Source organism: Mesorhizobium sp. M1A.F.Ca.IN.022.06.1.1 (assembly GCF_003952605.1).
In the GTDB taxonomy this organism is placed as follows: Bacteria; Pseudomonadota; Alphaproteobacteria; order Rhizobiales; family Rhizobiaceae; genus Mesorhizobium.
In genome coordinates this window covers 2,939,562-2,961,508 of the sequence record NZ_CP034455.1, presented here as the reverse complement: position 1 = coordinate 2,961,508, position 21,947 = coordinate 2,939,562, and the positions used below count along the sequence as shown (strand labels likewise).

At 64.7% G+C, this 21,947-nt stretch carries 19 protein-coding genes and 2 pseudogenes; 16 read left to right on the top strand and 5 right to left on the bottom strand.

Translation table 11 applies throughout. The annotated features are described in order from the left end of the window. The first annotated feature begins 18 nt into the window (after window positions 1-18). From iolG to EJ078_RS13950, 5 genes are all read left to right on the top strand, one after another. A complete protein-coding gene (gene iolG / locus EJ078_RS13970; protein WP_067002875.1) occupies window positions 19-1,011 on the top strand; it encodes an inositol 2-dehydrogenase in 993 nt (330 codons plus the stop codon). A 32-nt stretch (window positions 1,012-1,043) separates the two neighbouring features. Further along, entirely contained in the window at window positions 1,044-1,838 is a 795-nt protein-coding gene (locus EJ078_RS13965) for an SDR family oxidoreductase (RefSeq protein WP_127215324.1), read from the top strand. Between the two features lie 152 nt (window positions 1,839-1,990). Continuing rightward, complete coding sequence (locus EJ078_RS13960) at window positions 1,991-2,257, top strand: type II toxin-antitoxin system Phd/YefM family antitoxin (protein ID WP_067323907.1); 267 nt, start codon at window positions 1,991-1,993, stop codon at window positions 2,255-2,257. Further along, entirely contained in the window at window positions 2,254-2,676 is a 423-nt protein-coding gene (locus EJ078_RS13955; RefSeq protein WP_127215323.1) for a type II toxin-antitoxin system VapC family toxin, read from the top strand. Before EJ078_RS13960 ends, EJ078_RS13955 begins: the two co-directional genes overlap by 4 nt. Window positions 2,677-2,955: 279 nt before the next feature. Further along, window positions 2,956-4,047, top strand: coding sequence for a 3-deoxy-7-phosphoheptulonate synthase (locus EJ078_RS13950; RefSeq protein WP_067323911.1), 1,092 nt, complete (start codon window positions 2,956-2,958; stop codon window positions 4,045-4,047). Between the two features lie 21 nt (window positions 4,048-4,068). On the opposite strand, the gene EJ078_RS13945 is transcribed toward EJ078_RS13950, so the two are convergent. Then, the gene (locus tag EJ078_RS13945) at window positions 4,069-4,704 is read right to left on the bottom strand and encodes a LysE family translocator (RefSeq protein WP_095776900.1); all 636 of its coding nucleotides are present in this window, start codon (window positions 4,702-4,704) and stop codon (window positions 4,069-4,071) included. A gap of 125 nt (window positions 4,705-4,829) precedes the next feature. On the opposite strand from EJ078_RS13945, the gene EJ078_RS13940 reads away from it, so the two are divergent. After that, window positions 4,830-5,531: a YafY family protein gene (locus tag EJ078_RS13940; RefSeq protein WP_095782142.1), complete on the top strand. Its 702-nt coding sequence runs from the start codon at window positions 4,830-4,832 to the stop codon at window positions 5,529-5,531. Window positions 5,532-5,543: 12 nt separating this feature from the next. Here the strand turns inward: EJ078_RS13940 and EJ078_RS13935 are convergent, their stop codons facing one another. Then, on the bottom strand, window positions 5,544-6,653 hold the full coding sequence (locus EJ078_RS13935) for a Gfo/Idh/MocA family oxidoreductase (RefSeq protein ID WP_067323919.1): 1,110 nt from the start codon (window positions 6,651-6,653) through the stop codon (window positions 5,544-5,546). Window positions 6,654-6,811: 158 nt separating this feature from the next. Between EJ078_RS13935 and EJ078_RS13930 the strand changes: the two genes are divergently transcribed. The 9 genes and pseudogenes from EJ078_RS13930 to phnN all read left to right on the top strand — a co-directional run bounded on the left by EJ078_RS13930 (window position 6,812) and on the right by phnN (window position 16,490). Further along, window positions 6,812-7,657 (top strand): MurR/RpiR family transcriptional regulator, encoded by an 846-nt coding sequence (locus EJ078_RS13930; RefSeq protein WP_067323921.1) that lies wholly within the window; start codon window positions 6,812-6,814, stop codon window positions 7,655-7,657. 155 nt (window positions 7,658-7,812) lie between these two features. Next, entirely contained in the window at window positions 7,813-9,747 is a 1,935-nt protein-coding gene (gene iolC / locus EJ078_RS13925) for a 5-dehydro-2-deoxygluconokinase (protein WP_127215322.1), read from the top strand. Window positions 9,748-9,798: 51 nt separating this feature from the next. After that, a complete protein-coding gene (iolD, locus tag EJ078_RS13920; protein ID WP_127215321.1) occupies window positions 9,799-11,649 on the top strand; it encodes a 3D-(3,5/4)-trihydroxycyclohexane-1,2-dione acylhydrolase (decyclizing) in 1,851 nt (616 codons plus the stop codon). Window positions 11,650-11,822: 173 nt separating this feature from the next. Further along, window positions 11,823-12,737 carry a myo-inosose-2 dehydratase gene (iolE, locus tag EJ078_RS13915; RefSeq protein WP_127215320.1) on the top strand — a complete coding sequence of 305 codons (915 nt, stop codon included), beginning with the start codon at window positions 11,823-11,825 and terminating at the stop codon, window positions 12,735-12,737. 64 nt (window positions 12,738-12,801) lie between these two features. Further along, window positions 12,802-13,013 (top strand): annotated as a pseudogene (locus EJ078_RS13910) (DUF3329 domain-containing protein). A gap of 14 nt (window positions 13,014-13,027) precedes the next feature. Continuing rightward, on the top strand, window positions 13,028-13,840 hold the full coding sequence (iolB, locus tag EJ078_RS13905) for a 5-deoxy-glucuronate isomerase (protein ID WP_208721583.1): 813 nt from the start codon (window positions 13,028-13,030) through the stop codon (window positions 13,838-13,840). A gap of 149 nt (window positions 13,841-13,989) precedes the next feature. After that, window positions 13,990-14,697 carry a DUF1045 domain-containing protein gene (locus tag EJ078_RS13900; protein WP_095799078.1) on the top strand — a complete coding sequence of 236 codons (708 nt, stop codon included), beginning with the start codon at window positions 13,990-13,992 and terminating at the stop codon, window positions 14,695-14,697. A 30-nt stretch (window positions 14,698-14,727) separates the two neighbouring features. Next, window positions 14,728-15,867, top strand: a complete 1,140-nt coding sequence (locus EJ078_RS13895; RefSeq protein ID WP_208721581.1) for an alpha-D-ribose 1-methylphosphonate 5-triphosphate diphosphatase — start codon at window positions 14,728-14,730, stop codon at window positions 15,865-15,867. Continuing rightward, window positions 15,864-16,490, top strand: coding sequence for a phosphonate metabolism protein/1,5-bisphosphokinase (PRPP-forming) PhnN (gene phnN / locus EJ078_RS13890; RefSeq protein ID WP_164750437.1), 627 nt, complete (start codon window positions 15,864-15,866; stop codon window positions 16,488-16,490). Before EJ078_RS13895 ends, phnN begins: the two co-directional genes overlap by 4 nt. Window positions 16,491-16,632: 142 nt before the next feature. Here phnN and EJ078_RS13885 read toward each other — a convergent pair whose 3' ends face one another. From EJ078_RS13885 to EJ078_RS13875, 3 genes and pseudogenes are all read right to left on the bottom strand, one after another. Beyond that, entirely contained in the window at window positions 16,633-17,628 is a 996-nt protein-coding gene (locus EJ078_RS13885; RefSeq protein WP_127215317.1) for an ABC transporter permease, read from the bottom strand. Next, entirely contained in the window at window positions 17,625-19,190 is a 1,566-nt protein-coding gene (locus EJ078_RS13880) for a sugar ABC transporter ATP-binding protein (RefSeq protein ID WP_127403338.1), read from the bottom strand. The genes EJ078_RS13885 and EJ078_RS13880 overlap by 4 nt, the downstream gene beginning before the upstream one ends. Window positions 19,191-19,311: 121 nt before the next feature. Continuing rightward, a pseudogene (locus tag EJ078_RS13875) lies at window positions 19,312-20,273 on the bottom strand (sugar-binding protein). 542 nt (window positions 20,274-20,815) lie between these two features. On the opposite strand from EJ078_RS13875, the gene EJ078_RS13870 reads away from it, so the two are divergent. Beyond that, entirely contained in the window at window positions 20,816-21,931 is a 1,116-nt protein-coding gene (locus tag EJ078_RS13870) for a LacI family DNA-binding transcriptional regulator (protein ID WP_208721579.1), read from the top strand. The last annotated feature ends 16 nt before the right edge of the window (window positions 21,932-21,947 follow it).

Genomic DNA, 21,947 nt, shown 5'->3' with positions numbered 1-21,947 from the left:
ACCCTCAAAGGACATTCCATGACTCTCCGCTTCGCTCTTCTCGGCGCCGGCCGTATCGGCAAGGTGCATGCCCGCGCCGTAGCCTCAAACCCGCAGGCCAAGCTGGTGGCCGTGGCGGACGCCTTCGAGAAAGCGGCGACGGAGCTTGCCTCCGCCTATGGGGCCGAGGTGCGCAGCATCGACGCCATCGAGCAGGCCAAGGACATCGACGCCGTCATCATCTGCACGCCGACCGACACTCACGCCGACCTCATCGAGCGCTTCGCCAGGGCCGGCAAGGCGATCTTCTGCGAGAAGCCGATCGACCTCGACGTCAAGCGCGTCGAGCAGTGCCTGGCCGTGGTCGACAAGGCCGGCGCTACGCTGATGGTCGGCTTCAACCGCCGCTTCGACCCGCATTTCGCCGCCGTCCGCAAGGCGATCGACGACGGCGCCATCGGCGATGTCGAGATGGTCACCATCACCTCGCGTGATCCGGGCGCGCCGCCGCTCGACTACATCGCGCGATCCGGCGGCATTTTTCGCGACATGACCATCCATGATTTCGACATGGCGCGCTTCCTGCTCGGCGAAGAGCCGGTTGCCGTCAGCGCGCACGCCTCGGTGCTGGTCGACAAGAAGATCGGCGAAGCGGGCGATTTCGACTCCGTCAGCGTCATTCTGGAAACCGCGTCCGGCAAGCAGGCCGTCATCTCCAACTCGCGCCGCGCCACCTATGGCTACGACCAGCGCATCGAGGCGCACGGCTCGAAGGGCATGGTTGCGGCCGAGAATCAGCGGCCGGTGTCGATCGAACTCGCCAACGACAAGGGCTACACGCGCCCGCCGCTGCACGATTTCTTCATGACCCGCTACATCGACGCCTACGCCAACGAGATCGCTTCCTTCATCGCCGCCGCGACTGCCGGCAAGAAGGCGGCGCCGAGCGGCAAGGACGGGCTGGTCGCCTTGAAGCTGGCTGATGCCGCCTTGGAGTCTGCCAAGACAGGCAAGACCGTCCGCGTCGCCTGAAGGTTTGAAACTCGATTACAGGAGCCAGAGCGATGAACGGTCTAGCCGGTCGCAATTCAGAAACGCGCGCCATCGTCACCGGCGGCGCGCAGGGCATCGGCTTCGCCGTCGCGGAAGCCTTGGCCGACGAGGGTTGCCGCGCGCTGGCGCTGGTCGGCCGCTCGCAGGACAAAGGTGACAAGGCGGTCGCAGCGCTCAAGAAGAACGGTGTCGATGCCATCTTCATCAGCGCCGATGTCGCCAAGGTCGCCGACTGCAAGCGCGCCGTCGCAACGGCGCTCGCGCATTTCGGCACTTTGAACGCGCTGGTCAACGCCGCCGCCACTTCGGCCCGCGGCTCGTTGGTCGAGACATCGGAAGAGCTTTTCGACCAGATCTTCGACACCAATGTGCGCGGCCCCTTTTTCCTGATGCAAGGCCTCGTCGCGAATCTCCTGGAGCGCAGGGCGCCGGGCTCGATCGTCAACGTGCTGTCGATGTCGGCGCATGCCGGCCAGTCCTTCCTGACGCCCTATTCGACCAGCAAGGGCGCGCTGATGACGCTGACCAAGAATGTCGCCAGCTCCTACCGGAAAAACCGCATCCGCTGCAACGCGGTGCTGCCCGGCTGGATGGATACCGAGGGCGAGGCGATCGTGCAGAAGAAGTGGCACGATGCGCCGGACGACTGGCTGGAAAAGGCCGAGGCCGCGCAGCCGATGGGCCAGTTGGTCAAGCCGGCGCAGCTTGCCCGGCTGATCACCTATATGCTCAGCCCGCAGGCCGGCGTCATGACCGGCTCGCTGGTCGATTATGATCAAAACATAGCTGGCGTGATCGGGGAGTAGTGACACGAGTAGCCTTCCAGAAGCCGGCCAGCTATGGGTGGAGATGAGATCAGCCTCGTGCGCCCAAAGGTACGCGGCCCCTGAGAGCCCCTGTTGCCGCAGCATCGCTATTCCGGTATAGTCAAGATGGTCAGAGTAGTCATGAGATTGAGATGCTGCCCGGACCGAAAGAAGATACGAGCTGGACGGTCGCTGGGGCAAAGGCCCGGCTCTCGGAGGTAATAGATCGGGCGCAATCTTCGCCTCAGACGATCACCCGTAACGGCAAACCAAGCGTTGTCGTCGTGTCCGCAGAGGAATGGCGGCGGAAGACCGCCCGCAAAGGAACGCTTGCGGAGTTCCTCCTGGAGTCGCCGCTGCGCGGCGCCGATCTCGACCTTGAGCGTCAACCCGACGAACCGCGTGATCAGCCGCTTTGAGGCTTCTGCTCGATACCAATGTCCTGTCAGAGGTGACGAGGCCGGCGCCGGATGTAGGCGTTCTAAAGTGGCTGGACGGGCTTGATGAGGATCGATCATTCATCAGCGTCGTGTCGATCGCCGAGATCCGGCGCGGCGTTTCCCTCATGGATGAGGGCCGCAAACGAGAGGCACTGGCCGAATGGCTCGCTCGAGATTTGCCGCAGCGCTTCGAGCAAAGGGTTTTGCCGGTGGACGAAGCCGTTGCCTTGGCCTGGGGCGACCTGATGGGCCTTGCCAAGCGCCGCGGTCGCGGTCTGTCGTCGATGGACGGTCTGATCGCCGCCACCGCGATTGCGAAGCAGCTCACCTTGGCAACGCGTAATTCGAAGCATTTCGAAGGCTTTGCAATCGAACTTTTCGATCCATGGTCTGCATGAACCGCTGCATGATGCTCTCTTTTTTCCCGAGGCCACGGAGCACGGCGCAAACCAAGCAAATGCTTAGCTTCATGAGGACGTGACAAGCGCCTCGGCATCGACTATATGAGCCGCATGATCCACCTGACCGCCTCGTTTTGGTACTTTAGCTACGGTAGCTCGCTGGCGGCGGGAGGATTGCGCTCGATCTGAAGATTGCAGCATCTAATCCGAAAAGCCGCCAGACCTGGCGGCTTTTTCGTTTCAGCCGGCAGGTCTCCTAACCAGGAGCAGAAAGCCGTGTTGACCACCACAGACGACCTACGGGTCAAGGAACTCAAAGTCCTGAGCACGCCGGACGACGTGATGCGCGAGATACCGCGCTCGCTCACGGCGACGCGCACCGTTGCTGCGTCACGCAACGCCATCCATTCCATCCTGACCGGGGCCGACGATCGACTGGTCGTCATCGTCGGCCCTTGTTCCATCCACGATCCGGTCGCCGCCGTGGACTACGCCAGCCGTCTGGCGGCGCTGCGCGAGGCCCTGGCCGACCGGCTCGAGATCGTCATGCGCGTCTATTTCGAGAAGCCGCGCACCACGGTTGGCTGGAAGGGCCTGATCAACGATCCCGACCTCGACGGCAGCTTCAACATCGACAAAGGCTTGCGGATGGCGCGCAACGTGCTTTCCGCCGTCAACAATCTCGGCCTGCCGGCGGCGACCGAATTCCTCGACATGACGACGCCGCAATACATCGCCGACCTCGTCGCGTGGGGCGCCATCGGCGCGCGCACGACCGAAAGCCAGATCCACCGCGAGCTGGCGTCGGGCCTCTCTTGCCCGGTCGGCTTCAAGAACGGCACCGACGGCAATCTGAGAATCGCCGGCGAGGCGGTGAAGTCCGCTGCGCAGCCGCATCATTTCATGGCGGTGACCAAGGGCGGCCGCAGCGCGATCGCGGCGACGACCGGCAACGAAGACTGCCATGTCATTCTGCGTGGCGGCGTAGCGCCGAACTACGACGCGGCAAGCGTCGACGCGGCCGCCGCGGAGCTCGGCCGCATCGGCATCGCGCCGCGCCTGATGATCGATGTCAGCCACGCCAACAGCGGCAAGAAGCCGGAGAACCAGCCGAAAGTCGCGCACGACGTGGCGGGCCAGGTCGCAGCGGGCGACGAGCGCATCATCGGAGTCATGATCGAGAGCAATCTCGTCGCCGGCCGTCAGGACGTCGTGCCCAGCAAGCAGCTCACCTACGGCCAGAGCATCACCGACGGCTGCATCGATTGGGCGACCACCGAAACGGTGCTGCACGGACTTGCCGGCGCCGTCGAGTGGCGCCGGTCGGTGAAGCGCGAACTGCTCGCCACCCGTCAGGGCGCCGCCTGACAACCCTGGCGAGGGCGGCGTTCACGCGGCCCTCAGCCCTTCCCATGCGGTGAATACCGAGACCGCGAATAGAAGCAGCCCGGCCGCACGGCCGGCAATGACCGTTGCCCGCGGATTGCCGACCAGAAGCGCCCGGCTGCGCCCGGCGGTGATGGCGAGGCCGCCGTAGATTCCTGCTTGTGTGACGACAGTCAGCAGTCCCATGATGGTCGCCTGCATCCAGATCGGACCGTAAACCGGCTTCAGGAACTGCGGATAGACGGCAAGGATAAACAGATAGGCCTTGGGGTTGATCAGGCAGGTGACCAATCCCTGGCGAAAGGCTTTCCAGGCGGAGCGGCTGCCGGCGGGCCCGTCATCGCTGACGGTGATCGAGCTGCGCATCAGCGAAATTCCGATATAGGCCATGTAAGCGGCGCCGGCGATCAGCAGCGGTTTGAACAGGACCGGCACGAAATGAATCAGCAGCCCGACGCCGATCGCCCCGTTCAACGTATGCACTACGCCGCCGAGCATAATGCCGCCGGTCGCCGCCAGCCCCCTGTCGCGCCCCCCGGTCAGCGCATTGGCCAGCACGAACAGCATGTCCATGCCCGGCACGGCGATGATGCCGAACAGCAGGATGAAGAACAGCCAGAGATTTTCCGTGTAACTCATGTCAGTTGCCTGTCGCGGCCCGCCAAGGACGCTGAGGAATCTGTTGATTTTCAAACTGATGCGCGGCCCTATAGGTCATCCCAACTGACGGGGGTGTGTCAGTTGCGTTTCGATCGAGTGGAAAAATGCGCAAGGCCTCGCGCCTGTTCGAAATCATCCAGATCCTGCGGCTGGCCAAGAAGCCGGTGACCGCGGCGACGATCGCCGAGCAACTGGAAGTGACGGTGCGCTCGGTCTATCGCGATATCGCAGCGCTGCAGGCGATGCGGGTGCCGATCGAGGGCGGGCGCGGCATAGGCTATATCCTGCGCCCCGGCTTCGACCTGCCGCCGCTGATGTTTTCGATCGAGGAGATGGAGGCGATCGTGCTGTCGCTGGCGCTGCTGGAACGCACCGGCGATGACGAGCTCAAGCAGGCGGCAAAGCGCGTTGGCGCCAAGATCGCCGGCGCCGTGCCACCGCCCTTGCGCCAGACGCTCGACGCCAACGCTCTTCATGCCTGGGGTTTTTCGCCTGCGGCCGCGGCGGTCGATCTGGCGCTGGTGCGCCGCGCCATCCGCGACGAGGAGAAGCTCGACCTCGCCTACCGCGACGAAGCCGGCCGCGACACACAGCGTATCGTCCGCCCGATCGCGCTGATCTACTACGCCGAGACCGCCAACATCGTCGCTTGGTGCGAGCTGCGCCAGGCCATCCGCAATTTCCGCAGCGACCGCATCGAGGATTGCCAGCCGACCGGCCTATGGTTCAAAGGCGAAGGCGATCAACTGCGGCAGGTTTGGGTGGACGGCTGGGAGATCAATGCAGCAGCCGCCGCCGGCACCTGAAGGGGAGCCAGCTCACCTCACATCCACCCAGCGCTGTTCCTGGAACGAACGCGCCATCGCATGCACGGTCCGCTCGATCTCCAGCCCCTCGTCGAAGTCGATGGTCCGCGCCGGCTTGCCGGCGATCCGCATCAAAAGCTCGCGGCATTCGATGATCTTAAGGTCGTTGAAGCCGAGGCCGTGGCCGGGCGCCGGCACGAAGGAATCGTAGGGCTTGTGGTGCGGCGCCAGCAGGATCGTGCGGTAGCCCTGCTCGGTCGGCCGGTCGGCGGTCAGATAAAGTTGGAACTCGTTCATTCGCTCCTGGTCGTAGAGGATCGAGCCTTTCGAGCCGAAGATCTGGAGGGCGATACGGCCCTTGCGGCCCCAGGCCGAGCGGTTGACCAGCAGCGTACCGGCGACACCGTTCTCCAGATGCATCAGAACACTGGCGATATCGTAGGTCTCGACCGCACGGCGGCCGCCGGAGGCGACGCGCCGGTCGGCATAGGGTTTCGCCATGTCGCACATGACGCGAGCGACGCGGCCGAACAGCACTTTGATCAGCGACAGCGGATGCACCGCGAAATCGTCGAGCGCGCCATAACCGGAAGCCGCCTCATGCTTCCAGAAGAACAGCGCCTCGGGATCGGCCATGAAATCCTCGTCCATCTCGATGCGCACGAGATTGACATCGCCGATGATCTTTTCCTCAAGCAGCGCGCCGATGTGGCGGATGGCCGGGTTCTGAATGTAGTTGTAGCCGAGCACGGCAGCCTTGCCGGATTTGGTCGCTGCCTTCGCCATCGCCTCGGCCTCGGCAAAACTCGGTGCCATCGGCTTCTCGCACCACAGGTGCTTGCCGGCTTCGAGGATGGCGATCGCCATTTCCGGATGGAACTGGTTGGGCGTGGTCAGCGACACGACATCGACCTCCGGATCGTTGACGACGGCACGCCAGTCGCCCGAGCCTCGAGTGAAGCCGAACTCGGCCGCTTTGCGCTTTGCAAGCTCGTCGTTGACCTCACCCAGATGCACCAGCCTCGCCTTCTCGACATCGGGAAAGACGGTGCCGACCGCGTTCCAGGCAATGGCGTGGCACTTGCCCATGAAGCCCGTGCCGATGAGGCCCACTCCGACCATGTCGATTGTCTCCGCTGAAGGGGAAGAATTCGCATGGATGAATTAATCCATTTCAGTCGAGAATGGAACGTCCAAATCATTTTTTATGGTGTTCTTGCGCGAAACCGCTATGATGAGGCAGGAGAGGGAACACCAGCATGGCCGTGGGCGGAGCGACGATGGACGGACGGGTGCCTCGCGATTTCGAGACCTTGCGCACGACGATCCTGGAGCGGCGCACCAGTCTGCCCAAGCGCATCGCGCAGATCGCCGCCTATGCGCTGGACAATCCCGACGACATCGCCTTCGGCACGGCGGCGAGTATCGCGGCTTCCGCCGGCGTCCAGCCCTCGACGCTGATCCGCTTCGCCCAGCAGCTCGGCTTCGACGGTTTCACCAGCCTGCAGCAGGTGTTTCGCGAGCGGCTGCGCGAACGCAATTCGTCTTATGACGAGCGGCTGGCGGCGCTGCGCGCCAAGGCCGAGGAAGGCGCCGGACACCGGGCGATCTTCGACGGCTTCGTGGCTGCCGCCAGCACCTCGCTCAGCGACATTTCGCGCGCGCTGAACGATGCGCATTTCGAACAGGCGATCACGCTGCTGGCAAAGGCCGAGACAATCTATGTGCTGGCCAAGCGCCGCTCCTATCCGGTCGCCTCCTACATCGCCTACGCGCTTGGCAAGCTCAAGATCCGCAACCAACTGATCGAGTCGGCCGCGGGCTTGAATGCCGAGATGATCGGCTTCGCCACGCCGCGCGACGCCGTCATCGCCATCAGCTTCTCGCCTTACGCGCCTGCGACCATCGAGGAGACGCGCTCGATCGCCGAGCAGGGCGTGCCCATCGTCGCCATCACCGACAGCTCGTTCTCGCCTCTCGCCCAATTCGCCAAGGTCTGGTTCGAGGTGGCCGAATCCGATTTCGGCGGCTTCCGCTCTTTGTCGGCAACGATGGCGCTTGCCATGGCGCTGACCGTTGCCGTCGGCGAAAAGCGGCGCGACGCCGGCCGCAAGCGCAAGGCCTGAGCGGCCCCGAACGGGCGTTTTTCCGTCAGGGAACACTCATTCCATATTGACTATAGATTGGAATTATTATTTCATATTGACGGTGTCACGCCGCCGTTCGCGCGTGCTGCCCAAAACGACGCTGCTCTGCACAACAAAGCCGATGGGAGGTTCGAATGGGCGAAGCCGTGGAAGCGAAATATCCGCCGCTCGACGTCATCACGATCGGCCGCGCCTCTGTCGATCTCTACGGCCAGCAGATCGGCTCGCGTCTGGAGGACATAACCTCCTTCGCCAAGTCGGTCGGCGGCTGCCCGGCCAATATCTCCGTCGGCACGGCAAGGCTCGGCCTGCGCTCGGCGCTGCTCACTCGCGTCGGCGACGAGCAGATGGGCCGTTTCATCCGCGAGCAGCTCAGGCGTGAGGGCGTCTCGGTCGACGGCCTGAAGACCGACAAGGAACGGCTGACGGCGCTGGTGCTGCTTTCCGTCGAGGACGAAGGCGTCTCGCCGATGATTTTTTATCGTTCGGATTGCGCCGATATGGCGCTCGCCGAAGAGGACATCGACGAGGCTTTCATCGCCTCGGCGCGCGCCGTGGTCGTCACCGGCACCCATTTCTCGCGTCCCAACTCGGATGCCGCACAGCGCAAGGCGATCCGTTTGATGAAGGCCAAGGGCGGCAAGGTCGTGTTCGACATCGACTACCGCCCGAACCTCTGGGGGCTCGCCGGCCATGCCGAGGGCTTCGAGCGCTACGTCAAGTCGGACCGGGTCTCGGCGCAGCTGAAGACGGTGCTGCCCGATTGCGACCTCATCGTCGGCACCGAGGAGGAAATCATGATCGCCTCCGGCGCCGACGATTGTCTGAGCGCGCTTAAGACGATCCGCACGCTGTCGGCCGCTACCATCGTGCTCAAGCGCGGTGCCAAAGGCTGCATCGTCTATGACGGGCCGATCAGCGACGACCTCGAGGACGGTATCGTCGGTGAGGGCTTCCCGATCGAGATCTACAACGTGCTCGGCGCCGGCGACGCCTTCATGTCGGGCTTCCTGCGCGGCTGGCTCGGCGGCGAAAGCTATGCCACGGCGGCGACCTGGGCCAATGCCTGCGGCGCCTTCGCCGTGTCGCGCCTGCTATGCGCGCCGGAATATCCCACCTTCGAGGAGCTGCAGTTCTTTCTGAAGCACGGCAGCAAGCACTTGGCGCTGCGCAAGGACGAGGCGATCAACCACATCCACTGGGCGACGACGCGCCGGCGCGACATCCCTTCGCTGATGGCGCTCGCTTGCGACCACCGCGTCCAGCTGGAAGATGTCGCCGCCAGGGTCGGTGCAGATGTCTCGCGCATCCCCGACTTCAAGGTGCTCACCGTCAAGGCGGCGGCCAAGGTCGCCGCCGGTCGCGACGGCTACGGCATGCTGATCGATGAGAAATACGGCCGCGATGCCATGTTCGAGTTCGCCCGCCATCCCTTTGCCTGGCTCGGTCGGCCGGTCGAATTGCCCGGATCGCGGCCGCTGCGCTTCGAATTCTCGCAGGACGTCGGCTCGCAGCTCACCGAATGGCCGGTCGACCATTGCATCAAGTGCCTCTGCTTCTATCATCCGGATGATCCGGAGGCGCTGAAGACAGAGCAGCAGCAAAAACTGCGAGCCCTGTTCGAGGCGGCGCGGAAAGTCGGCAGGGAACTGCTCGTCGAGATCATCGCCGGCAAGCACGGCACACTCGACGACACCACCATTCCGCGCGCCCTTGAAGAACTCTATGCGCTGGGCATCAAGCCCGACTGGTGGAAGCTCGAGCCGCAGGCCTCGGCAGGCGCCTGGGCCAGGATAGAGCAGGTGATCGTCAAGAATGATCCGTGGTGCCGCGGCGTCGTGCTGCTCGGTCTGGAGGCGCCGCAGGATGAGCTGGTCGCCGCCTTTGCCGCCACCGCCAATGCGCCGATCGTCAAGGGATTTGCAGTCGGTCGCACCATCTTTGTCAATGCCGCCGAACAATGGCTGGCCGGCAAGATCTCGGATGACGAGGCTGTCGCCGACATGGCCTCGCGCTTCGAGCAATTGACCGAGGCATGGCTTGCAGCGCGCGGCCGCAAAGCAGCATAAGAAGAACGGGCAGCATATTAGGCGGCACAGGGAAAGCCGGAGGAAACGACAATGACCAACACCGTTCGCCTGACGATGGCGCAGGCGCTGACCCGCTTTCTCAGCCGCCAGATGACCGAGATCGACGGCAAGAAGGTGCCGATCTTCGGCGGCGTCTGGGCGATCTTCGGCCACGGCAATGTCGCCGGCATCGGCGAGGCGCTCTACCAGGTCCGCGACGAGCTGCCGACCTTCCGCGCCCATAACGAGCAGGCGATGGCGCATGCGGCGATTGCTTACGGCAAGGCGAATTTCCGCCGCCGCTTCATGGCCGCGACCACCTCGATCGGCCCCGGCGCGCTCAACATGGTGACGGCTGCGGCGCTCGCCCACGTCAATCGCTTACCGGTGCTGCTGCTTCCCGGCGATGTCTTCGCCAACCGCTTGCCCGACCCGGTGCTGCAGCAGGCCGAAGATTTCTCCGACGGCACGGCGAGCGTCAACGATTGCTTCCGCCCCGTCTCGCGCTATTTCGACCGCATCACGCGGCCGGAGCAGATCATCCCGGCGCTGAACCGCGCCATGCAGGTGCTGACCGATCCGGCCGAATGCGGCCCGGTCACGCTTTCGCTCTGCCAGGACGTGCAGGCGGAGGCCTATGATTATCCGGAAAGCCTGTTTGCCGAGCGCGTCTGGACGCCGCGCCGGCTGCGCCCGGATCGCAACGAGCTGGCCGTCGCCGTGGCGGCCCTGAAGAACGCCAAGAAGCCGCTGGTGATCGCTGGCGGCGGCGTCCTCTATTCGCAGGCTTCCGGAGAGCTGGCCAAGCTGGTGCAGGGCGCCGGCATTCCGGTTTGCGAGACCCAAGGCGGCAAATCCTCGCTGCCCGACGATCATCCGCTCAACATGGCGGCCGTCGGCGTCACCGGCACATCAGCGGCCAACCGGCTGGCGGAAGAGGCCGATGTGGTTCTTGCCGTCGGCACCAGGCTGCAGGACTTCACCACCGGCTCCTGGGCGCTGTTCAAGAATGCCGGCCGCACCATCATCGGGCTCAATACCCAGGTCTTCGATGCCGGCAAGCACTGGGCGCTGCCGCTGGTTGCCGACGCCACCGAGGGGCTCGCCGAGCTTTCCGCCGCGCTGAAGGGCTGGAAGGCGCCGACCGCCTGGACCGACAGTGCGCTGAAGGGCAAGACGGAATGGCAGGCTGCTGCCGCCAAGGTGACGGCCTCGACCAACGCCGCCTATCCCTCCGACGCGCAGGTGATCGGCGCCGTGCAGCGCGCGATGGGCTCGGGCGTCACGCTTTTGCATGCCGCCGGCGGGCTGCCCGGCGAATTGCACAAGCTCTGGCAAGCGGGCGCGCCCGGTTCCTATCACGCCGAATACGGCTTCTCGACCATGGGCTACGAGATCGCCGGCGGGCTCGGCGTCAAGATGGCGAAACCCGACCAGGAAGTCGTCGTCATGGTCGGCGACGGCTCCTATCTGATGCTCAATTCCGAGATCGCGACGTCGGTGATGCTCGGCCTGAAACTCACCATCGTGTTGCTCGACAATCGCGGCTATGGCTGCATCAACCGGCTGCAGATGGCGACCGGCGGCGCCAACTTCAACAATCTCCTGAAGGACGCTCGCCACGAGGTGATGCCCGACGTCGACTTCGCCGCCCATGCGGCCAGCCTCGGCGCCGTCGCCGAGAAGGTGGCCTCGATTGCTGAACTCGAGACGGCGCTCGCCAAGGCGAAGGGCAACGACAAGACCACCGTGCTGGTCATCGACACCGATCCGCTGGTGTCGACCGAGGCCGGCGGCCACTGGTGGGATGTTGCCGTGCCGGAAGTCTCGTCGCGGCCGCAGGTGAACGCCGCGCGCAAGGCGTATGACGAGAAAAAGCTCATGCGGAGCTTAGGTGATTGAAGCTGGCACTGCCCCTCACCCTTGCCCTCTCCCCGTAAAGAACGGGGAGCAGGGGGCCGCCACCGCTGAAGCCTGTCCCTTCTCCCCCTCATTTCCAGGGAGAAGGTGCCGGCAGGCGGATGAGGGCAGCGCCGATGAGCGAAAGTTGAACGATCCAAACCTGGAGTGACGACTTGAAAGCCAAACTGGGCATGTCTCCCATCGCGTGGTGGAACGACGATCTCGTGGAATTGAGCGATGATGTGTCGCTGGAGGAGTGTTTGCGCCAGTCGCGCTCGGCCGGCTTCACCGGCATGGAGATGGGCCGCCGCTTCCCCAACGACCCGAAGGTGATGCTGCCGATCCTGAAAGAGGCCGACGTCACGCTCTGCGGCGGCTGGTTCTCCGGCACGCTGGTCGATGACGACCTGGCAAGCAACAAGGATCGCATCCAGCCGATGATCGACCTGTTCAAGGCGGTCAACGCGCCCTGCATCGTCTATGGCGAGGTCGGCCGCTCCATCCAGGGCGACCGCTCCAAGCCTCTTGCCACCAAGCCAAAGCTTTCGGCCGACGAGATGAAGGCCTATGCCCGCCGCGTCACCGAATTCGGCGAATGGTGCGCCGACCAGGGTATGCCGCTTTCCTACCATCATCACATGGCGGCCGTGATCGAGACCGAGCCGGAACTCGATTCCTTCATGCATCATTCCGGCGAGGGCGTCCCGCTGCTGCTCGATGCCGGCCACCTCGCCTTCGCCGGCGGCGATGTGTTGCGCGCCATCGGCAACCACCACAAGCGCATCAACCACGTCCATGTGAAGGACGTGCGCATGAACGTGATCGACGGGCTCGACCGCACGAAACAGTCCTTCCTCGATGCCGTCGCGCTCGGCGCCTTCACCGTGCCCGGCGACGGCTCGCTCGATTTCGGCGCGATCGTACAGCGCTTCGCCGACTACGGCTATGAAGGCTGGTTCGTGGTCGAGGCCGAGCAGGATCCGAAAAAGAACCCGCCGCTGAGGATGGCTGAGGTCGGCCATAAGGAGCTGATGCGGGTGATGACGGCCGCCGGCTATACGGTCGAGACGCAGGGCTTCCCGGCGTAAACGAGTGGATTCGTCCGGCCGCTCGGTCTATCTGATGCGTTTGGACAAGTCCCGGATTGGCGCGATGAAAGACTATGAGCACCCCTTCTTCCGACCGCTGTGGCGGCGCATTGCCGTCGTCGCCGTCTGCCTAATCTGGTCGGTGATCGAATTCGCCTCCGGCACGCCGTTCTGGGGGTAATCGCGCTCGGCTTCGCCGGTTACGCGGTGTGGCAGTTCTTCTACCTCTACAAGCCGGCCGAGGAGCCCAAGCCTCCGGCCGAGCCGAAGGAATGACCCAGGAGACAAAAATGTCGAAACTGCTCGTCAAGGCCGACAAGGGCCACGGCCACGTCGCCCACGTCACCCCGCAAAGCGCGGGCTGGACTTACGTGGGTTTCGATCTCCACCGCTTGCGGCCGGGCGAGACGGCCGCCGGCAAGACGGGCGAGCGCGAGGTCTGCCTGGTGTTCGTCACCGGCAAGGGCCAGGCTGCGGCCGGCGGCAAGGATCTCGGCCTGATCGGTGAGCGCATGTCGCCCTTCGAGGGCAAACCCTGGTCGGTCTATGTGCCGCAAGGCTCCGACTGGTCGGTGACCGCCGACACCGAACTGGAGCTTGCGGTCTGCTCGGCGCCCGGTCTTGGCGGCGGCCTGCCCGCCCGCGTCATTGCGCCCGACGATCTCGGTCAGGAAGTGCGCGGCAAGGGCACCAATACCCGTTACGTCACCAACATCCTGCCCGAGGGCAAGCCGGCCGACTCGCTGCTGGTGGTCGAGGTCATCACGCCCGGCGGCCATACCTCCAGCTATCCGCCGCACAAACACGACCAGGACAATCTGCCGGCCGAGTCCTATCTCGAGGAGACCTATTACCACCGCCTCAACCCGCCGCAGGGTTTCGCCTTCCAGCGCGTCTACGCCGACGCCGACAGGAATGGAGTGCGCGATCTGGACGAGGCGATGGCGATCGAGGACGGCGATGTCGTGCTGGTGCCGAAGGGCTACCACCCGTGTGCGGCCTGCCACGGCTACGATCTCTATTATCTCAACGTCATGGCCGGCCCGAAGCGGACATGGAAATTCCACAACGCCGCCGAGCATGAGTGGCTGATGAAGGCGTGAGATTTTTCATAGCGCTCAACCTGTTGGTCCAGTTCGGGAAAATCGTCGGCTAAGGACCGCCGGAGCCTGGGTTGCCTTCGAAAACCCATGAAAGCTTCGTCAATCCGTCATGGAAATCACCTATGGCAGCGGTCTGACGAGGATTTTCGATGCGCTATGCCATTTACTTTACCCCGAGGCAGGATGAGCCGCTGGCGCGGATTGCCGCCAACTGGCTGGGGCGCGACCCGTTCGGCGCGCCGACGCGGCCGGTCGAGGGTGTGGGTGACCTGTCGGCGGCGGAAGTTGCCTTCCACACCGCCTCGGCACGGCGCTATGGGTTCCACGCGACGCTGAAGGCGCCGTTCCGGCTGGCGCCCAGCGAAACGGAAGCCTCGCTGCGGGCGGCGCTCGACGATTTCGCCGAGGCCACGGCACCAGTCGTCGTCCCGCGTCTGGTCGTCGGCCAGATCGACGGCTTTTTCGCGCTGGTGCCGGGAAGTCCTTTCGAGCCGCTCAACAGTTTCGCCGGCGAGGTCGTGCGCGCTTTCGACCGCTTCCGTGCGCCGCTGACCGAGGCCGAGATCGAGCGCCGCAGCCCAGACTCGCTGAAGCCGGATGAGTTCCGCAACCTCTGCCAGTGGGGTTATCCCTACGTCTTCGAGACGTTCCGCTTCCACATGACGCTCTCCGGACGGGTCGGGCCACAGGAAAGCCCGCGCCTTCGCGCTGCAATCGACAGCCTGTTCGCGGATGTGCTGCAGCGTCCGGTGCCGGTGGATGCGCTGACGCTGTTCGTCGAAACCGAACCGGGCGCGCCCTTCATGGTGCTCTCGCACCACGTGCTTGGACGCGGCCCGGCCAGAAAAACCGCCTGATGTCCGCCCGCCTGAGATAGGACTGCTGAAATGACCGCCGAGACCGTTTTGAACAATGCCCGCATCGTGCTGCCCGACGAGATCGTCGCGGGCTCGCTGCTGCTGCGCGATGGGCTGATCGCCGCGATCGAGCCGGGTGCGGCCCGCACCGGCGAGGACATGGGCGGCGACTACATCATCCCGGGTCTCGTAGAACTGCACACCGATCACCTCGAAGGCCATTACGCGCCGCGTCCGAAAGTGCGCTGGAACCCGATCGCCGCCGTGCTCGCCCACGATGCGCAGGTGGCCACCGCCGGCATCACCACGGTGCTCGACGCCTTGCGTGTCGGCATGGACGAGGATGCCGACCTGAAGTCCGACGACGTGCGCAAGCTCGCCGACGCGATCGAGGACAGCGTGCGCCAGGATCGGCTCAGGGCCGACCACTTCATCCATCTGCGCTGCGAGGTCTCGGCGCCGGACTGCCTCGAGGCCTTCGCCAATTTCGAGACCGACGACAGGGTGAAGCTCGCCTCGCTGATGGACCACGCGCCGGGCCAGCGCCAGTTCGTCAATCTCGAGACCTACGCCTACTACTACCAGCGCAAACTGAAGCTCACCGACCGCGACTTCCAGAAATTCTGCGAGAAGCGTATGGCGGAATCGGCCAAGAATTCCGGGCCAAACCGCGTCTTCATTTCCGCCGCCTGTCGCGAGCGCGGCATCGTTCTTGCCAGCCACGACGATGCGACGGCCGGCCATGTCGACGAGGCGGTGGAGCAGGGCGTGCGCGTTGCCGAATTCCCGACCACCGAGAAGGCGGCGAGGGCCTCGAAGGCGGCAGGCCTCGGCGTGCTGATGGGCGCGCCCAACCTCATGCGCGGCTCCTCGCATTCGGGCAATGTGTCGGCGCGCTCGCTTGCCGGCGACGGTTTGCTCGACATCCTGTCGTCCGACTATATCCCCTTCAGCCTGATCCAGTCCGCCTTCTTCCTCGGCGATGTCGTGGAAGGCATTTCGCTGCCGCAGGCGGTCGCCATGGTCTCGAAGAACCCGGCGGAAGCGGTCGGCCTTAGCGATCGCGGTGTCATCGAGCCCGGCCGGCGCGCCGACCTCGTGCGCGTGCGCGTCGACCAGCATGTGCCGGTCGTGCGCAACGTCTGGCGTCAGGGCAGGCGCGTCGCATGATGGTTTCTGCGCTGATCGAACGCGAGCTCACCGAGACGCTTCCGATCCGCAACGGCGTGTTCGTCGCGGTGGTCGGGCCGAGCGGCGCCGGCAAGGACACGGTGATCGGCTACGCCAAGGCGCATTTTGCCGGCGAGACGCGGCTGGAGTTCGTCCGCCGCGTCATCACCCGTCCGAGCGACTCCGCCAGCGAGGACCACGATACGCTGGCCGACGCCGCCTTCGCCGAGGCGGAAGCGGACGGCGCCTTCGTCATCTGCTGGGACGCGCACGGCCTGCGCTATGGCCTGCCGGCCGATGTCGGTTGGGCGATCGCCAATGGTCATGTCGCCGTTGCCAACGTTTCCCGTGCCGTCATCCCGGCGCTGCGTGAGCGCTATGCCAACCTGGCGGTGGTCGAGATCACCGCTGCGCCGGAGATCCTCGCCGAGCGGCTGGCGGCGCGCGGCCGTGAATCGCGCGGCGAGGTGCTGGCGCGTCTGGCGCGCAGCACCAGCGTGACGCTTTCCGGGCCGGATGTCACCTCCATCGACAACAGCGGCGCCAGAGAGATCGCCGGCGAGCGTTTCGCCGAGGTGCTGCGCAAGGCGATGGCGTTTTCGGACCTTTCGGACATGATCTGAGGTGTATTGATTCAGGTGATGCCGGCTTGCGAGTGGGAGGTTGGGCCGAGACTTGTTGATGTCGGCGCCAACGTCCAAAAAATGCGTGCAGCACGCGAAGTTGAAATCTGCCCCGCTGCCTGCCGAGATCGGACGAGGGAAGCTACGTCGCCGGCGCGCCGGCGACGTTCCGGCGCGACGCCTCCATCATCCGGCGCCGGGCGCGGAACACGCCCCACTGCTGGTCGACCAGCACGCCGATCAGGATCACGCCGCCCATCACCGCGAAGTTCAGTGAGGACGGGATGCCGAGCAGATTGACGAGGTTTTGCAGTTCCTGCAGCAGCACGGTGCCGAGGATGACGCCTACGAGCGAGCCCTCGCCGCCGCGCAGCGAGAAGCCGCCGAGCACCGCCGCGGCGATGGCGTAGAGCTCATAGAACTGGCCGTGGCTCGCCGGCGAGATCGAGCGCGTGTACATGGCGAAGTAGATCGCCGACAGCGCCGTCAGCACGCCGCAGATCACGTATGCCGCGATCACCACGCGTCCGGTGCGAATACCCGAATACTTCGCCGCTTCCTCATTCTTGCCGATGGCATAGAGATAGCGTCCGAACACCGAGCGGTGCAGCACCACCCACATGACGATGGCGATCACGATCAGCGCGATGAAGGAATTAGGCAACCCGCCGGAGCGGCCGGCGGTCAGAAATTCCAGATCCGGGAAATTCTGGCCGAAAGCGAAGCCCGCCGTGCCGTCGGCGGTGTAGAAACGGGCGACGCCGCGGTAGATCAGCAGGCCGCAAAGCGTCACCACGAAGGGCTGCATCTTGAGCCGCGTGATCAGCCAGCCATGCACGAAGCCGATGATGGCGCCGAGCACGATGATCAGCACGAAGGCCAACGGCCAGTCCATCTCGCGCACGGCGATGAAGTCGATGAACAGCGTGCCGAGCAGCGCGATCAGCGAACCGACCGAAAGCTCGATGCCGCCGGTGATAATGACGAAGGCCTGGCCGATCGAAAGGATGCCGAACAGCGCGACCAGGTTGGAGGTGTTGGCGAGATTGATCGTCGACAGGAAGCGCGGATTTATAGCCGTGACCACCGCACCGACCACCAGGATCAGGACCAGCAGGCCGAGGTCTTTCTTGCTCATTGCGCTCCTCCCGCGGCTTGCGCCAGCTTCGGCTTCTTGCCCACCGCGAGCAACAGCACGTTCTCCTGGCTGAAATCGTCCCGGTCGAGAATGCCGGAGATCTGCCCCTCATGCATGACCGCGATGCGGTCCGAGACGCCGATCACCTCTTCCATGTCGCTGGAGATCATCAGCACCGCGACGCCGGCATCGGCCAGCGCCCGCATCAGCGCGTAGATCTCGGCCTTGGCACCGATATCGATGCCGCGCGTCGGCTCGTCGAGGATCATCACCTTGGGGTTCATCGCCAGCCATTTGGCCAGAACCACCTTCTGCTGGTTGCCGCCGGACAGCGTGCCGGTGCGGGTCAGGACCGATGGCGCCTTGATGTCGAGATCCTTCTTCTGCTTCTCGGCGGTGGCGAGCTCCGCGCTGGTCGACACCAGCGAGCGCTTCGCATGCGCCGGCATATTGGGCAGCGAAATATTTTGTGCGATCGAGAGGTCGAGCAGGATGCCGGTCAGCTTGCGGTCTTCGGGCACCAGGAAGATGCCGCTCGCCACCGCATCGGCGGCCGATCCGACATTGAGCGCCTTGCCGTCCAGCGCGACACTGCCGCCGAGCCGCTCGTCGATGCCGAACAGGACGCGCGCGAGCTCCGTGCGGCCGGAGCCGACCAGCCCGGCAAGCCCGAGGATTTCGCCGCGCCGAAGCTCCAGGTCGACCGGGTGGTCGGGATAGGCGCTGGTGCGCACCGCTGTCGCCGAGAGTGCGACGCCGCCCGGCGCGCGCCCCGCCTCCGCTGCTTTCTCGCGCTGCTTCAGCATGCGCCCGATCATCAGCTTGACCATCTGGTCGTGATTGATGTCGCTCTTCGGCAGCGTGCCGGCCAGCATGCCGTCGCGCAGCACCACGACGCGGTCGGCGACGCGCTCGACCTCGTGCAGGCGGTGCGAGATGAAGATGACGCTGATGCCTTCCGCCCGCAGCCCCTTGATCACGTCGAGCAGCTTTTCGGTCTCGGCGATCGGCAGGCTGGAGGTCGGCTCGTCGAGGATCACCAGCCGCGCCTTGATCGACAGCGCCTTGGCGATCTCGACCATCTGCTGCTGCGCCAGCGACAGCGAGGCGACCGGCGCGTCGGCCGAGAAATTGGCGCCGACGCGTTTCAGGAGCGGCGCCACCATCTCGCGCAGTTTCGCGCGGTCGACCAGCTTCAGCGGCCCGGCCTTGAGCGGCTCGCGGCCGAAGAAGATGTTGGCGGCGACGTCGAGATTTTCGAACAGGTTGAGCTCCTGATGCACGAAGGCGATGCCGGAGCCGATGCTGGCTTCCACGGTCAAGCCGTCATGCGCGACGCCGTCGACGGTGACGGAGCCGCTGTCCGGCCGCGTCACGCCGCCGAGGATCTTCATCAATGTCGATTTGCCGGCGCCGTTCTCGCCGACCAGCCCGATCACCTCGCCCGGCCTGACCTCCATCGAGAACCCGTCCAACGCCACCACGCCGGGATAGGTCTTGCGCACGGCCTCGAGGCTCAGGAACGGAGCGGATTGGACGATGGATGGGTCGGAATAATTCATCACGCCATTGTTCATCGCGCTTATCGGCAGCCGGTGGGCTGCAGACTGACGGGCCGCATGCGGCCCGTCAATACGGACGCCGGCTCAAGGCGAAGCTTGAGCCGGCGCAACTGTGCATCGATTACTTGCCGGCCATCGCCTTCAGGTTTGCGGCATAGGCGTCGACATCGTCCTTACCGATGATCTTGGTCGGCACGATGATCAGGCCGTTGGCCGGAATGCCCGACTTGTCGCCCTTGAGGTAGGCGGCCATCAGCTTCATGCCCTGATAGGCCCATTCGAAGGGCTGCTGCACCACGGTCGCGGCAACCGTGCCTTCCTTGACGCCCCCAGCGTGATCGGATCGTCGTCGAAGCCGACGACGGTGATCTGGCCGAGCTTGCCGGCGTCGCGAAGCGCCTCATAGATGCGCGGCGTATTGTAGGAGTAGAAGCCGACCATGCAGGTGATGTCGGGGCTGGCGACCAGCGCGTCCTCGACATTCTTCTTGGCCCGTGCCTGGTCGATGTCGTCGCCCCGCACGTCCACCAGCTCGATCTTGCTGCCGGCAAGCCCCTCCTTCATGCCCTCGATGCGCTCCTTGGCATTGTCGGCGCCGAGCAGGCCGACGAAGCCCAGGCACTTGCCGCCGTTCGGCATCGCCTTCTTGGCGATCTCGGCCGCCTGCTTGCCGGCATCGACGTTGGACGAGCCGATATAAGCGACGCGCTTGGTCTGCGGGGCGTCGCTATCGGTGGTGAACAGAGCGGTCTCGGACGCGATCTTGTTCAGCCCGTCGGTTGAGGTCTTGGGGTCGACTGCCGACACCATGATGCCCTTCACGCCGGCCGTCACCAAGTCGTCCATCAGGCGCTGCTGGATGGCGACCGACGACTGCTCGGGATATTTCAACTCAAGATTGTAGTCGGGCAGTTCGCCCTGCGCCTTCTTCACGCCGGCTTCCGCCGCCTTCCAGAAGTCTGACGCGCCGTTGACGACGAAGGCCAGCGTCGGCTTGTCGTCGGCGCGCACAGCTGCGCTGGCCGTCAGGCCAATAGCCAAGGCCGCCGCGGCGACGGACGCGTTGCGTATCATGGATTTCATGCTTCAACCTCCCTTTTGAAACTCATCGCGCTGTCTCGGCTGCGGCCTGGACGCCCTCCTCCTCAAGGGTCTGGCACCTAAGTCCGGGGCCGATCCAGCCGCGACCGAAACACTAGACACAGATTTGACGTTCGTAAATAGTCCGATTTGTCTGACATTTTCGTGAGGATGAGGGCAGCCCTCTTCCGGCAAATTGCCGGGCAGCGAACCTGCGCTCCTCCCAGATGCCGTCGCCGCGGCTCGCCCGGCGACACGTTGACAGTAGATCGCTTACCGATATTAGTAAATAGTATTAGTCGCGGGATCGGACCGGCGCCCCAGCCACGGCGAACCGAGTGCCGCGGTGGGCGCCAGCGGAAGCAGGATTTGCGCTGGTCGGGTCGGCAAAACTCGGGAAAATTGACAGCTTTGCTGACCTTTTTGGCCATTTTGTCGCCGCGTGCCGTGGCTGGTGCCAACGCCCTTGTTAGTGATAATAGTTATAAGCATACCCGCTCGGTGGCGGGCTTTGCGGAACAGCCCGGCAGGTTTGGGAAAAGACCATGAGCGAACCGACGCAACTGCGCGATCCACGGGAAACGTCCAGACGCCGCAAGGCCTCGGCCAAGCCCAAGGGCCGGGTCACCATGACCGATATAGCGAGGGCCGCCGGCTGTTCGCAGGCGACGGTCTCTTTCGTGCTCAACAATTCGCCGGGCATCAGGCTGTCGCAGCAGACGCGCGACCGCGTGATCGAGGCAGCTAGAGCGCTGGGCTATTCGCCGCCGGTCTTTTCAGCTTTGCGTCCGCCCGTCACGCCCTTCGAAGGGCTGGATGGCGTCATCGGCTTTGCCGTCGATCAGCTCGCCACCAGCCCCGAGGCGGTTGTGGCCATCGAGGGCGCGCGGCAGGCCTCCTGGAATGCCGGCAACGTGCTCTTGGTGGCGCAGACCATGGGTGACGCCGTCATGGAGCCGCGTGCCATCCAGGCGCTCACCCGGCGCGGCCTCTCGGCGCTGATCTACATGACCATCTTCACCCGCGAGATCACCGCGCCCGAGTTCCTCTACAGCCTCGACATTCCGGTCATCCTGCTCAACTGCTACACCGCCGATTATGCCTTCCCGGCCGTGGTGCCTTCCGAGATCGCCGGCGGCCAGAGCTCCACCCGGCATCTGATCAGCCGCGGCCACCGCCGCATCGCCACCATCACCGGCGAGCCCTGGATGCAGGCGGCGCAGGATCGGCTGAAGGGCTATCGCCGCGCTTTGGCCACCGCCGACATCCCCTTCGATCCGGACCTGGTGGTGGAGGGCGACTGGTCGGCCAGCGCCGGTTATGCCGCGACGGTGAAGCTGCTTGCGCTGAAGGACCGCCCGACCGCCATCTTCTCCCAGAACGACCGCACGGCAATCGGCTGTTACGAAGCGCTGAAGGAGGCGGGCCTGCATATCCCCGGCGACATTTCCGTGATCGGCTATGACGACGAGGAGATCGCCCGCCACCTCTTCCCGCCGCTGACCACATCGATCCTGCCGCATCTGGCGATGGGCCAATGGGCGATCGAGCAATTGGAGGCACCGCCGACGCCCGGCCGCGGCCGCTATCCCATCACCAAGCTTGAATGCCCCTTGGTGGAGCGGGAGAGCGTGGGAGCGTGCCTCGCACAATTCCGGTGACCCCGTCTTGATCCAG